This window comes from Serratia sp. ME47, assembly GCF_903970925.1.
GTDB classification, from domain to species: Bacteria; Pseudomonadota; Gammaproteobacteria; order Enterobacterales; family Enterobacteriaceae; genus Serratia; species Serratia ureilytica.
This window is the reverse complement of the sequence record NZ_CAJCKE010000020.1, coordinates 1-12,025: the sequence shown is the minus strand read 5'-3', so window position 1 is coordinate 12,025 and position 12,025 is coordinate 1. Positions and strand designations below refer to the sequence as shown.

Below are 12,025 nucleotides of genomic sequence, written 5' to 3'. Positions count from 1 at the left end.
CGGTCTATCACTAGAAGGAGATAAGACTATGAAACAGAGCATCAACACCGCCGTCAACGGATCGCCTGATGATTGGGATGTAAAAGCCTGCCTGTTTGCTACTCAGGAGATCGGCCGCTTTTCCGTCAAATTTTCGGCACCCTGCATCGGGGGCACGGTGAACCTCAATTGCAGCCACATCACCAACGCCTGCAATCCGTTTGATGCCGTAATGCGATTTGCGCGCGAAACCCGCGCGCAGGGATGCACGGTGTACGCCGTGGAACAGCTCGAGCCTGTGCGCCCTGTTTGCCTGAGCACAACCGGGTATCGCTTTATGCAAAAAGGCTTCATCTGGCTGTGTCTCGATACCGGCGTTTTCGTCGACGTGTCAGACGATGGCCGGATGCGGCGCGGGGACGATGGCCGCCAGTTGCCTTACTACGGCACGTTGACCCGCATTTAACCGGTGGCAAGCCACCCTAACCGAGGAGAAAAACGATGTATCAGACCGAAATCAGCACCGAAAACCGCATGGCGTGGGATGCGAGCACCGAGGCCGCGTACTGGCAACGGCGCGAGCAGCAGGCACGCAACGACGTGGAAGAAATCACGCTGGCGGCGTTTATGGATGCCATCGCAGTGATGTACCCGAAAGACTGGGAGGGCGACGCACATAGCGAAACTTTCAAGCTGGCCGAAATGTACTGCGGGGACGTTGCCTACATTTTTGCAAAAGTCGGCGATCGCTATTTTAAGTTCCGCGACGTGGTGACGTTACCGCACAGCGTCATTTTGGCGCGGATCAATAAGGAGGTGTTAAGCCGGGAGACGCAAGCCCGTAAATGAAAAAAGCAGGCTTTCGCCTGCTCTCTCGTGCCGGTTAGCCCTCGACAAGTTGGCCGGCAGTCTACTGAAACCATACGGAGCAAAACGATGAAATCAACAGACCCAAGCATCATGACAGCAACCGACGAGTATGTAAAGCGCCTGCAGGCTGAGTGCGAGCAGGTGAAGCGCCAGCGGCGGATCGCGCGCGGCAATATAGCGTCGGCCGACGTCGATCCGGATCTGCGGTCGTTCGGGCGTCATATCGCCGGGTGTGTCCGCAAGGGCAAACCGGTACGGGTGCCGTCGATGCGGGGCAGTGAGTGGGGGCACGTTCTGCGTGCGCTGGAGTTAACGCGGGCAATGGCCTGATAACGCGAGCCGCCCCGTACCGGGGCGGCTATTCACTGACCCGGAGGCTAATTGATGTCACAACTCACTTTTGATGCCCTGTTTTCTGTGCCCGTCGATGCATTGCGCCCGGCGGAAAAGAACGTCAGGGCTGATGCGTTAGAACAGCCAAAATCCGCCGACCCTGTACCGGGACGGAAATGGCCAATCACCGGCGATGATCCGCGGAAGGCGTTTTTGAGTACGTTTCGTGAAACGGCGCGTTATCACCATCGCTACGAAGTGTTCAGCGATTTTGTGAAACTGACGGCCTATGCGCTGGAAAATCTGCTGTTAAAGTCGCCGGACATCGAGGCGGAGTATCTGGCCACCATCCAGCGCTATGAAAAAGCCGACCAGCAGCGCATGGTGCAGTTGTATTCATGGCTGATCATCGGGCTGGATCAGGTCATGGGGGACTTTCTCGGCTCGTTGTTTATGGAGCTGGAGCTGGGCAGCGGCAACATCGGCCAGTTTTTCACGCCGTTCCATCTCTCCGAGCTGATGGCGGGACTGGTGGCCGGTGATCGGCTGGCGGCGTTGGACAATGAGCCGTATATCACGCTGTCGGAACCGACCTGCGGCGCGGGCGGGATGGTGATCGCGTTTGCCAAAGTGATGCTGGCGCGCGGGTATAACCCGCAAACGCAGCTGCGCGCCGACTGCGTGGACATCGATCCGGTGGCGGCGCGGATGTGTTACATTCAGCTGTCGCTGTTGGGTATCCCGGCGCGCGTGGTGATCGGCAACAGCCTGACACTGACCTATCAGCGCGAGATGTATACGCCGTTTTGGTATCGCGTGACGTCCACGCGCTGGCCGATGTATCGCTAACAACCGAGGCGGGCAGGGCGATCCTGTCCGATAACGCATGACTGAAAACGACACGTTGCCGTTACCGGGCGAATTTACCGATCGGGGTGGTGAGCGCTGGGCGTTTGATGACGACGCCGTTTGCTACCTGGAAACGGTGGCTACGGTCAGCACCGCGCGGTAAAAGACGAACAGAATGAAAGGCGGGTGCCTGCGGCACCGGCCATTCTTTCCCTTCTCGTATGCTGTAACAAAGACCTGGTGGCGGTTTTTCTACCTCTCCCTCGCCGGCTGCCGGTATTTCTGCGGTGAATCGGTGATGCCTGGGCGTGCCCTTCGGGTCCGGCTGTCGTGCTGCGCAGGGAGCCGGCCCGCCGTCTCCCCCCTGGCGGGCTTCCATCCGTCACGCGATGGGCACGCTTGCAGCCGGCGATGCCGGCGCCGCTTTTCACTGTCCCTCGCCCAGGCGAGGAACGCTAAGGTCGCCGCGGCTTGTCGCCGTGTCGGCCGTGTTCCTCCTCGCTGCGTTTCCGGTGAGCTATCGGCCGGCCGTTCCCCGGCGGAGGGCTGTTCGTAGCACCGTCGCGTCGCCCCGCAAGGGGTGAAATGCACTTCACCGAAAACTTTTTACCTGGAAAAACTTTTCGTCTCGCCCCTTGCGTGTCTCCTTACGCCGTTGCTCCGTCGCCCTTTGCCGCCAGGGAACTCACCGAACGATGGAATAACCACCAGAGAGGAGCAAGAGCAGGATGAACACGCAAAACGTCAACACCGCCACCAAAGAATCTTCCAAACGATGGGCAGGAAAATACCCCGACGCGGAAAGCATCATGATCCGTCAACTGGCATTGATGGAGGAATTACACGGCGTGTATTTGTCCCCTGACGAACTGGCGCAATCGCTGTATGAAATCTTTAACACGATGACGGATCGGGTGCTGTTTAACGGCGTCGATAACTCGCCGTCCGATAAACCGAAAATTGCGTATGCCGTCGCGCAACATTGGATTAAGGCGCAGCGTCTGGCCGGTGCCTATTTTGGCGAGGCCGGAGTCACTGCCTGGGAGCATGCGCGTTATCGGCTTCACCTTCAGCTGGCTATCAATCACTCATACCGTTAATTCATCGCCGGTCTAAAAAAATTGGCCGGCATTACTCAAAGAGAAAGGAGAATATCATGCGTCTGACTTCCCGTTTTGGCCGTTATAACGCCATTCGTAAAGACCGTCCGTTAACCAACGAGGAATTAATGAACGTGGTGCCAAGCGTGTTTTCTGAAGATAAACACGATTCGCGCAGTGACCGATACACCTACATCCCCACCATTACGCTGCTGGATAAATTACGCGAGGAAGGTTTTCAGCCGTTTTATGCCTGCCAAACGCGCGTTCGGGATGAAAGCAAACGCGGCCATACCAAACACATGCTGCGGCTGCGCCGGGAAAATATGATTGTCTCCGGCAATAAGGAAGTCCCCGAAATCGTATTATTGAACAGCCACGACGGGAGCAGCAGTTACCAAATGATCCCCGGCATGTTCCGCTATGTCTGCGCCAACGGCATGGTATTTGGCCAGTCATTCGGTGATGTCAGAGTGCCGCATAAAGGCGACGTAGTCGGGCAGGTTATTGAGGGTGCGTATGAAGTGCTCGGCATATTTGACCGCGTCGATAATGACCTCGATACCATGAAATGCATTTCACTGACCGAGCGCGACCAGGAATTATTTGCGCGGTCGGCGTTAAGTTATCGCTACGAATACGAAGATAAATCCCCAATCACGCCGTCACAGGTTTTGCGTCCGCGTCGGCGAGAAGATTACGGCAATGATTTATGGACGACATTCCAGCGCGTTCAGGAAAACATGATTAAAGGCGGATTACCCGGTAAAAGCGCGACCGGGAAAAATACCCGGACTCGGGCGGTCAACGGTATCGATGGCGATATTAAATTGAACCGTGCGTTATGGCTGATTGCGGATGAATTCAAAAACCGAATGAAGTAACAGGGTGCCCCGGTAATGACGCCCATCAATACCGGGGCCGAACACTGCTACAGAACGAAAAGTTAATACTACGCGGACAGTATGAAATAACGGGGTGAAAGATGCAAACGGAAAATTTACGGGTATGCAGTACGGCACATTTTACATCGGAAGATAACGAGCTGTTAGCGACAATGGCAGGGCAGGCGGCTTTTAGTTCCTAGGTGGTTAACATCCCCTACGGTTATATTATGGTACTGACGGATTATCTGCGGCGGTTGCGGGTTTTAAAGTCGCAAGGAGCGTCAAAGGCGCTGAGGGGGTTTTTAATTCACCAGATAAAATATCATCGCATAGGCTACATCCATTTTGATTGTGATGCATCCATTCTTCCCGGCTACGAGGTTTTTGAGTGGTAGCGCGCTGATAAGAGCCGTCCCCATCGAGGGGGTGTCTCTTATTCTCCCCGCCCGCCCAGCGGGAAATACATTTCCCGCTCCCGCTGCCCCAAAGGGGCACCCTGGTTAGCACCCAAAAAACGGTAACGTTTTTTGGTGGTGTTCGTTAACTCTGCAGTCCGCTTACCCACATCTACACAATCGACGTTATTTCACCTTGCCCCGGTGAAATAACCGCTCCCGTTCGTTTCCCATTAAGGTGATGGGAAACTTCACTGGCTTTGTCTTATGTGCATATGTGGATAAACTACGGGTTCTGGACGAGGAGGGGTTGCTGCTTGTTGGCTTTTATCGCCCGGTAGGTTTTCTCGATTTTGCTTGCATACTTATAACGTCGTTGCGCCTGCTTAGGCGAATCTTTAAATCCTGCATTATAAGCCCCCACTGCCTGCCAGGTCGCTCCCCACTTCTTAAAGGCAATCGCGAGATAATAAGCACCGGTGTAGATGTTCATGCACGGATCTTGCTTCAGGTGACGTTCTGAAACCCCTATCGATGAGAGCGAGTTAAAGTGCTGGGAGTCAATTTGCATTAACCCCACGCCGTACCCTGTTGTAGGATTTGGGCCGATAGCCACGGGATTAAACCGTGACTCGTTCCATGAAATAGCACGCAGCAGATCCGGGTCGATGTGATAATCACGACCCGCCATGTCAAAACAATCAGCCATAGCGGCCGTTGAACTGAATAGCATTAACGCTGCGATGAGGTTCTTCATGGTACCCTTAAAATCCCTAGCCCTGGTGAAAATCTAGCCTTTTCGGGATCTCCAGTCAACAAATTCGCGCTCTTTGGAGTAACAGCACCACACCCCACGCAAAATTGTATTTTGCAGATTTTTCTATTTAAATTATGGTGATATAAATCATATTTGTTTATGTGGTTTTCATATTGGAAAAACTAGAGTCGTTAAGGACTCTCCTTAGAGTCGCCTATCGAGTTTATGTACAACTTTATATAGAGTTATTCATAAATTTCATATCGATATAAGGACTCGCCTCTAAAGGCGGGTTGTGTATTTTTGCTTTTCTAATTATATTAGACTCGCAATTAGAGTCGGATCTGATTCGTGCATGTCTATTCACAATACATACAGTTTAGCTGTAAGTTGATAATATCTCGGGGTGATATTTTTATGGCCAGAATTCAAGCGTATGTCAGCAAGGAAGCTGTTGAAAAGATTCACGCGATTGTTGAACAGCGCCGTCAAGAAGGGGCTGCTGAAACTGAAGTAAGTACATCTAGTGTTATTTCTATGCTTCTGGAACTCGGTCTCAGAGTCTATGAGGCACAGATGGAAAGAAAAGATGATCCCTTTAATCAAACGGAGTTTAACAGAGTCCTGCTTGAGAACGTTTTAAAAACTCAGTTGGCCATGGCAAAGGTTCTTGGTGTAAGTACATTAGCCCCATATATATCAGATAAACCGAAACTTAATAATTATCAAAAAATAATATCAGAAATAAAAGATACAATTGAAAAGGAATTAGGTAGATTTTTTATCAATACTGGAACCGAATGATTGTTTGTTATTGAATGTAGTTTTGATGTATATGGCCTACATGAAAACTTACCATGCAGGCCAGTTTTATCAATGTACCACGAGCTTTCTTTTAGCTCCATATATATATGTTTTGGCTAACCAAACTGTAAATAAAGTGAGTGGGGCGCAAATGATTAAACTGAAAAAAACCTTGAATTCATAGTTATTTAAAATGTATGTAATTTTTTCGTTCCATTCTAGCCTATCATGATAAAAAGCCAAGATCCATACAATAGAATAAACTAGCTGACCTATAATTGTTGATATAAAACATCTAAATAATAAGTAGCTCCCTCTTAAATGAGCTTTTAGATTGTTATAAATCATATTGTTGAAGTTGTCTGCTAACAGCACACATATTGAGTTTATCAAAAGTAGCCTTGGTAGGTTAGTATACACTGCGATAAAACTGGCGTGACTTACTGTTTCAACTCCTTTTAATTTTAAACTGAAAAATATAAAAGCCGATGCAATGGCTAGCGATACAGAGGCCGTGATAATAGCTAATTTCCCTTTTTTCCTTCCAAATATTTCATTAATTGAATCAAGAAAAACAAATGTAATAGGGAAGATTATTATTCCACCCGGTTGGATGTATGATAATATTGCTACTTTTGTTTGAGATAGAGGGATCGCTACAAATAAGCAAGTTATGAATAGTGTTAGTAGTATAGTAAATATAGACTCTCCTTTAGTAAGAAATACTGGAGCATCTGATATCCCATATGACGCTAGTATCTTGCTTTTGTCGTCTTCACTGAAGAAGTCTACTAGATTTTTATGTAGGATAGAGTCTACGTTATCGGAAAATACTGCCCCTCCATCTCTTATCTTGTAGGAAATCTTGTTGTTTGCTATCCCAACCAAAATAAACCTCACGTCCATATGTCATCCTCGTCTATTGATGTTAATTGAACGACTTTCCCTAGCACAGTGAAGTTGCAATTATTTATTTCTTTGTTAGTGTTATGAATCCACTCAGACTTAGCTACGTAATCAAATCGTGTAGATATTAAAGCCTTTCCTTCATGTGTAATTAAAAACAATCCTGAACCATCTCCATTCTTGTCAACGACAACATTTAGTTCTGCGTTGAAAATGTCTGTTTTCCTAACTCTGTATGCTTTTAAATTATTCTTTTTATTTTCGATTAAGCATGGAATGCTATATAACTCATCTTTTTTCTCTGAGTTAAAAGTTTCGTAAACAGGTAAAAGGGGATAAGTGACGATGTCATTACCATCGACTTCTACCTCCCCTTTTCCGGTTAAAAGCCATCTTTCGTTAATTCTCAGAGCAGTACATATAGCTGATAGGTTCTTTTTGGGTTGCGAAATATAACCAGATAGCAGTTTTGATATGTAACCATTGCTTACTCCGACAGCACGAGCCAGCTCAGCCGGAGTCATCCCCCTTGCTACCAGCGCTTCGTTTAATCTGTCTTGTATGGAATTAGCCATTATGATTCCCGGTGTTTATATAAAAGGAAATCATACACATACAAAAAGAACTAAAAATAACTTCACATGAGATGATTTGATGATAAAATCACAAAAAAGGAACTAAAAGGAAACTTTTGTCGGCAGCATATCTTATCATTCAAACACTCTGATTTGGTTTGTAACTGATTGATTTATATGAAGAAATCTAAAATAGACAACACTGTGATTGGAGTGACACTCTCACTTCAACTAGGGGAAGAGGTTAACGAACTGCTTACTCTTTCAGCTAAACGCTCTGGGAGAACCAAGCGTCAGGAGGCCCTTCTTCGTCTGACAGATCACTTACAGCAAGTACAAGACATAGCCGCGGCTGGAAAGATATTCAAATTTTAACTTGTTAAACCATAAAGAGAGGAGGTCTATCTAAGGAATACCAAAATCAATCAAATTGTGTGATTTCTAGAGATAATTTCACATTAACTAACTTATACATAAGGAAAATTTAAATGAATGCTTTATTAAGCGCTCAGGGGCCTTCTGTTGCCCAACGTCAGGGGTTTTCACTTCGTAAGCTGTTTTCTAGGCAGCGTGTCGTGAATTTCCTCAAGGTGATCCTGCCGTTTGCCGTACTGGCTTCGTTCTTCCCGGAAGTGGCTCTCGCCGCCGGCGGTAAGGATATGCTGCAATCCGGCGATGCCGATGTGAAGGCAACGGCAGGCTCTGGCTCCACCATGGTCAGATGGATCATCGTGGCTGAGGTTCTGGTCGGGGCCGTGATGTATATGGCCACAAAAAACCTCAAATATCTCTCCGGCTTCATCGTGATCTCTGTCCTGATCGCGGTGGGTATGAAAGTCGCCGGGTATTAATCGGGGGCGGTATGTCGGGAAACGATCTGAACAAATACCGTTTCCCGAAAACACTGAGAACACAAGATCGCTGGTTTGGGTTTTGTCTTGATGAATTAATCCCCGTGGCTATTACTGGCGGCTGGTTTATCTGGCAGCAGAAATATATCACGGGGATTATTTTGGCGGCACTGGTGTTCTGGGCCATTCACAAAGCCAAAAAGGGGAAGGGCAGTAGCTGGCTGCGTGACCTTGCATATTGGTATTTACCGACCTCGCTCGGCAAAGGCGTCTACAAGGTGGTCCCTGAATCGTGTTTTCGGAAATGGATAAAATAGGCAGGCGATAATGGAACACTCAGCACGTCTCAACTCAAATCGTATTATTGCCATCGGCTTTATTGTCATGGCGCTGTTGATTGCTGCGCTGACGGTGGCCGTCATTATCATGGCTATCAACAACTATCGCCTGCATAACGAAAAACAGGTGGTGGCAATTCCCATGTTGTTCAAGGCGCCGTTCGGCGTCTCTCAAAACAGCGCTGATGCATCGTATCTCGAGCAAATGGCGCTCTCCTTTGTCGCGTTACGTCTCAATGTGACCCCTGAGACGGTCAACGCCTCACATTCCACCCTACTCATGAAGGTAAAGCCGGCGGCGCAAAACGCCCTCAAGATTGTCCTGGCCGAGGAGGCCAACCGCATTATAGCCAGCAACGTCAATGCAGCTTTCTTCCAGACCAGCGTGAAAGTCTATCCCGCCCAGGGGCGTGTTGATATTCGCGGTGAGCTGCGTACCTGGATCGGTGACAGCGCCCCGGAAAAAGCCCTCAAGCACTACTCCCTTTATATCGATCGCAGCGAGGGTGTGACCTGGCTGGCCAAGTTCGTCGAGGTAAACGATGAAAACTAAACGTCGCTATGCGCTGATGGTTGTCGCTCTGACGGCCTGCTTCGGCGCCCAGGCCGGCACGGTGGATGCGCCGGTCACTATCCCACTGCAGAACGGCAGTCAGGCGCATGTTTCACTTAGCAACAGCGAACCCAACCTGTTCAACGTCCCCGGCGATCGCGTGACGTTCGTCAGCGGCGTGGATGAAAGCCTGGTGAATTATGAGCCGGCGTCCAACGGGGGGCTGGTGCTGAGTACGCTCAATAAAAAACCGTTCAGTTTTGTTATCGAAACCGAGCGGGGTATGAACTATTCCATTCGCGCCGTACCGCGTGCCGGTGTCGGCCGCACGTTCTCACTGGTGGGGGAGAGCCAGGGCGTTTCTGTTGCCGCCAAAGGCTGGGAAGAGGGGCAGCCCTACGAGTCCATGCTGGTCTCGCTCAACAAGTCATTGATGGAGGGCCGGTTGCCGTCCGGCTATGGGCAGATGCCGGTCACGCGGGAAGCGCTGTCCGCGCCTTACGGTTTGCGTGCGCAGGCGCAGCAGGTCTGGACAGGGCATCACCTGAAGGTGGTTCGCTTTGAGGTCAGCAATCCGGGCAGCGCCAGCCAGTGGGTCAACGAACACGACTTCTGGCAACGAGGTGTGCGGGCGGTGATGTTCGCTACGCCTACCCGGCAGATTATCGGGGGCGGTCGCATGAGCGTGTGGATCACCTTGTCCGAGGGAGGCCGCTGATGGCGAACATCAATGTGCTGGTCAAGCGCAAGCAATATCTCTGGCTGGGCGCGGTCGCGCTGGCGGTCTCCGCGGCCATCGGCGGCGGTTACTACTTCTCGCGGGATGCGGAGCTGGAGACACAGCAACTTGCCGAACCGGCTCCCGACCTGACCGGGGTGGTCGACAATACCTTTGACGATCGCGTGCAGCAGCATGCCATCACCCAGACGCAGGCCGCGCAGGCCGAGATCAACAAGCAATTTACCGCCCTGCGTCAGGAAATCGACCTGCTGAACAAATCGCGTCTGGAAGATCAGAAGCGCATGCAGGTGCTGGAAGACGAAAACAACAAGCTTAAACAGTTTGGCGGACCGGGGGCGCAAACAACACCAGGGAACCCGGCCCCCGGTTCCGCCGCCTCCTTACCACCGCTGGTTAACGGCGTGACGCCCGAAGGCGAACCGATGCCAACACAGTTCCCGCCGGCAGCGGGCGGCGCGGTTCCGCCGCCGACGGCATTCTATCCGGGCAAAGGCGTCACACCGCCACCGAACGTTGAGTACAAGCCTATCCCGGTGCCCGGCCGTCTCTATCGCAAGTCACTGGTGCCGCCGGAGACCAGCCCCAGGAAAAAGAAGTACCCCTACATTCCGACCGGCAGCTTCGCCAAATCCATCCTGATTGAGGGGGCGGATGCCAACGCCTCGGTGACCGGTAACACGGCCACGGTGCCGATGCAGGTACGGGTGACCGGCCGGATCGAGATGCCGAACAGCAAGACCTATGACGCGACCGGCTGTTTTATCAGCATGGAAGCTTACGGGGACGTTTCCAGCGAACGCGCCATCGTGCGCACCCGAAAAATCAGCTGCATCCGTGGTGACGACATTATTGATCAGGACATCGACGGCCACGTTTCCTTTATGGGCAAGAACGGTGTCAAGGGCGAGGTGGTGATGCGCAACGGCAAGATCCTCGGCTTTGCCTGGGGCGCCGGGTTCCTTGACGGGTTGGGCGAGGGTGCCGGCCGGGCGGCGCAGCCGACCGTTGGTCTCGGGGCAACGGCCAGCATGGGCGCCGGCGATATTGCCAAATCGGCCATCGGCGGGGGGGCCAGCAAAGCCGCTTCAACGCTCAGCGACTATTACATCAAGCGGGCTGAGCAGTATCACCCGGTGATTCCGATCGGCGCCGGTAACGAAGTCACGGTGGTGTTCCAGGAGGGCTTCCAGATGAAAACCATCGAGGAAGTGGCGGCGGAAAAAGAGAGCCGTCAGCAGGGGCAGACCGAAGGGAGCGACCAGCCTAAATCCGGGCAAAGCCTGAACGGGTTCAACACCGATCAGATGCTGAACCACCTCGGCAAGCTTGATCCGGCTCAGTTCGGTATCGGTAAAGGGAGTGGCCAGTGATGGACATTAAAGAGCAGAAGTCCACGTTGAAGGCGTTATTGCATCTGTCAGAAGTTTATTCGCGGTTTGGAAACATTCCACATTTCAGCGTCGTGGGCTGGTTGGGCGGATGCCGTGCGGCAGGGCATTTCTATTGCACCGACACCGTCTTCTGAGGATGAGGCCAAATCATGACTGAACGAAAAATGACGGGGCTATATGTCTTTTTATTGCTGGCCTGGTGGAGCGGCTGGCTTGCGCTCGATATGTGGCGCATTGAGCACCTGCTGACCGATGCCGACAAGTGGGCCGGTTTTCGGCGTGACATTCTCTGGTGTGCGGGGTCGGCGGCGCTCTCTTTATTTTTCTCAATGACGGGGCCCAACAAAAAATCCTCTGCTTACGCACTGTCGGTATGCCTGGCACTGATAGTGCCCATCTCGGTCGCAATCGTTGCCGGGAGTTCTTTCATTCACTGGGAATTTGATGTCCCGATGTTCTTGATGATGCATACGTGCGCCGGATGGGTAATGACCCTCGTTGTACCGTTAATGACTTTTTTCTCGGCCAGGTTTTAAGGAGACTTTATGAAAACGCACATCATGAAATCACTGCTTTTATTCCCCGCCTTGGGTGGCGTGCTGCTGCTGGCCGGTTGTGCCGGCGTCAGCAGCGAGTTCGGCTGTAACGCCACCACCTCTGACAGCTGCATGACGATGGAGCAGGCCAACGAGAAA

General features: G+C 51.3%; 20 protein-coding genes and 1 pseudogene. 18 read left to right on the top strand and 3 right to left on the bottom strand.

The genetic code is table 11. The features are described from left to right. The first annotated feature begins 28 nt into the window (after positions 1–28). The 8 genes from H7A77_RS18260 (at position 29) to H7A77_RS25755 (ending at position 4,413) form a co-directional block, all read left to right on the top strand. On the top strand, positions 29–445 hold the full coding sequence (locus H7A77_RS18260; RefSeq protein WP_182074490.1) for a protein TraE: 417 nt from the start codon (positions 29–31) through the stop codon (positions 443–445). Positions 446–480: 35 nt separating this feature from the next. Next, a complete protein-coding gene (locus tag H7A77_RS18255; RefSeq protein WP_094141481.1) occupies positions 481–828 on the top strand; it encodes a hypothetical protein in 348 nt (115 codons plus the stop codon). Positions 829–915: 87 nt separating this feature from the next. After that, positions 916–1,179: a hypothetical protein gene (locus H7A77_RS18250; RefSeq protein WP_094141480.1), complete on the top strand. Its 264-nt coding sequence runs from the start codon at positions 916–918 to the stop codon at positions 1,177–1,179. A 216-nt stretch (positions 1,180–1,395) separates the two neighbouring features. Then, positions 1,396–2,031: an N-6 DNA methylase gene (locus H7A77_RS18245; protein WP_255443882.1), complete on the top strand. Its 636-nt coding sequence runs from the start codon at positions 1,396–1,398 to the stop codon at positions 2,029–2,031. A gap of 37 nt (positions 2,032–2,068) precedes the next feature. Continuing rightward, a complete protein-coding gene (locus tag H7A77_RS25620; protein WP_254922247.1) occupies positions 2,069–2,194 on the top strand; it encodes a hypothetical protein in 126 nt (41 codons plus the stop codon). 565 nt (positions 2,195–2,759) lie between these two features. Further along, positions 2,760–3,131 carry a hypothetical protein gene (locus H7A77_RS18240; protein WP_094141478.1) on the top strand — a complete coding sequence of 124 codons (372 nt, stop codon included), beginning with the start codon at positions 2,760–2,762 and terminating at the stop codon, positions 3,129–3,131. A gap of 56 nt (positions 3,132–3,187) precedes the next feature. Then, complete coding sequence (locus H7A77_RS18235; RefSeq protein WP_094141477.1) at positions 3,188–4,015, top strand: DUF932 domain-containing protein; 828 nt, start codon at positions 3,188–3,190, stop codon at positions 4,013–4,015. Between the two features lie 230 nt (positions 4,016–4,245). Further along, positions 4,246–4,413 (top strand): DUF5983 family protein, encoded by a 168-nt coding sequence (locus tag H7A77_RS25755; protein WP_220457369.1) that lies wholly within the window; start codon positions 4,246–4,248, stop codon positions 4,411–4,413. 286 nt (positions 4,414–4,699) lie between these two features. Here the strand turns inward: H7A77_RS25755 and H7A77_RS18230 are convergent, their stop codons facing one another. Then, positions 4,700–5,170: a transglycosylase SLT domain-containing protein gene (locus H7A77_RS18230; protein ID WP_094141476.1), complete on the bottom strand. Its 471-nt coding sequence runs from the start codon at positions 5,168–5,170 to the stop codon at positions 4,700–4,702. A gap of 417 nt (positions 5,171–5,587) precedes the next feature. Here H7A77_RS18230 and traM point away from each other — a divergent pair, with 417 nt between their 5' ends. Then, positions 5,588–5,974, top strand: a complete 387-nt coding sequence (traM, locus tag H7A77_RS18225) for a conjugal transfer relaxosome DNA-binding protein TraM (protein ID WP_094141496.1) — start codon at positions 5,588–5,590, stop codon at positions 5,972–5,974. A 69-nt stretch (positions 5,975–6,043) separates the two neighbouring features. Here traM and H7A77_RS18220 read toward each other — a convergent pair whose 3' ends face one another. Continuing rightward, the gene (locus H7A77_RS18220; protein ID WP_182074488.1) at positions 6,044–6,880 is read right to left on the bottom strand and encodes a queuosine precursor transporter; all 837 of its coding nucleotides are present in this window, start codon (positions 6,878–6,880) and stop codon (positions 6,044–6,046) included. Then, positions 6,871–7,455 carry a helix-turn-helix domain-containing protein gene (locus tag H7A77_RS18215; protein WP_094141474.1) on the bottom strand — a complete coding sequence of 195 codons (585 nt, stop codon included), beginning with the start codon at positions 7,453–7,455 and terminating at the stop codon, positions 6,871–6,873. Before H7A77_RS18215 ends, H7A77_RS18220 begins: the two co-directional genes overlap by 10 nt. A gap of 177 nt (positions 7,456–7,632) precedes the next feature. Here H7A77_RS18215 and H7A77_RS18210 point away from each other — a divergent pair, with 177 nt between their 5' ends. The 9 genes and pseudogenes from H7A77_RS18210 to H7A77_RS18170 form a co-directional block, all read left to right on the top strand. Next, positions 7,633–7,830 carry a TraY domain-containing protein gene (locus H7A77_RS18210; protein ID WP_094141473.1) on the top strand — a complete coding sequence of 66 codons (198 nt, stop codon included), beginning with the start codon at positions 7,633–7,635 and terminating at the stop codon, positions 7,828–7,830. 113 nt (positions 7,831–7,943) lie between these two features. Continuing rightward, on the top strand, positions 7,944–8,306 hold the full coding sequence (gene traA, locus H7A77_RS18205; protein WP_094141472.1) for a type IV conjugative transfer system pilin TraA: 363 nt from the start codon (positions 7,944–7,946) through the stop codon (positions 8,304–8,306). 11 nt (positions 8,307–8,317) lie between these two features. Then, positions 8,318–8,623, top strand: coding sequence for a type IV conjugative transfer system protein TraL (traL, locus tag H7A77_RS18200; RefSeq protein WP_042785939.1), 306 nt, complete (start codon positions 8,318–8,320; stop codon positions 8,621–8,623). A 10-nt stretch (positions 8,624–8,633) separates the two neighbouring features. Then, entirely contained in the window at positions 8,634–9,197 is a 564-nt protein-coding gene (traE, locus tag H7A77_RS18195) for a type IV conjugative transfer system protein TraE (protein ID WP_094141471.1), read from the top strand. Beyond that, positions 9,187–9,915 carry a type-F conjugative transfer system secretin TraK gene (gene traK / locus H7A77_RS18190; protein ID WP_094141470.1) on the top strand — a complete coding sequence of 243 codons (729 nt, stop codon included), beginning with the start codon at positions 9,187–9,189 and terminating at the stop codon, positions 9,913–9,915. The genes traE and traK overlap by 11 nt, the downstream gene beginning before the upstream one ends. Further along, on the top strand, positions 9,915–11,309 hold the full coding sequence (gene traB / locus H7A77_RS18185; protein ID WP_094141469.1) for an F-type conjugal transfer pilus assembly protein TraB: 1,395 nt from the start codon (positions 9,915–9,917) through the stop codon (positions 11,307–11,309). The genes traK and traB overlap by 1 nt, the downstream gene beginning before the upstream one ends. After that, the gene (locus tag H7A77_RS18180) at positions 11,309–11,464 is read left to right on the top strand and encodes a hypothetical protein (RefSeq protein ID WP_176445893.1); all 156 of its coding nucleotides are present in this window, start codon (positions 11,309–11,311) and stop codon (positions 11,462–11,464) included. Before traB ends, H7A77_RS18180 begins: the two co-directional genes overlap by 1 nt. Before the next feature lie 15 nt (positions 11,465–11,479). Then, on the top strand, positions 11,480–11,866 hold the full coding sequence (locus H7A77_RS18175; RefSeq protein WP_141202225.1) for a hypothetical protein: 387 nt from the start codon (positions 11,480–11,482) through the stop codon (positions 11,864–11,866). Between the two features lie 24 nt (positions 11,867–11,890). Then, positions 11,891–12,025 (top strand): annotated as a pseudogene (locus H7A77_RS18170) (TraV family lipoprotein); the annotation flags it as partial.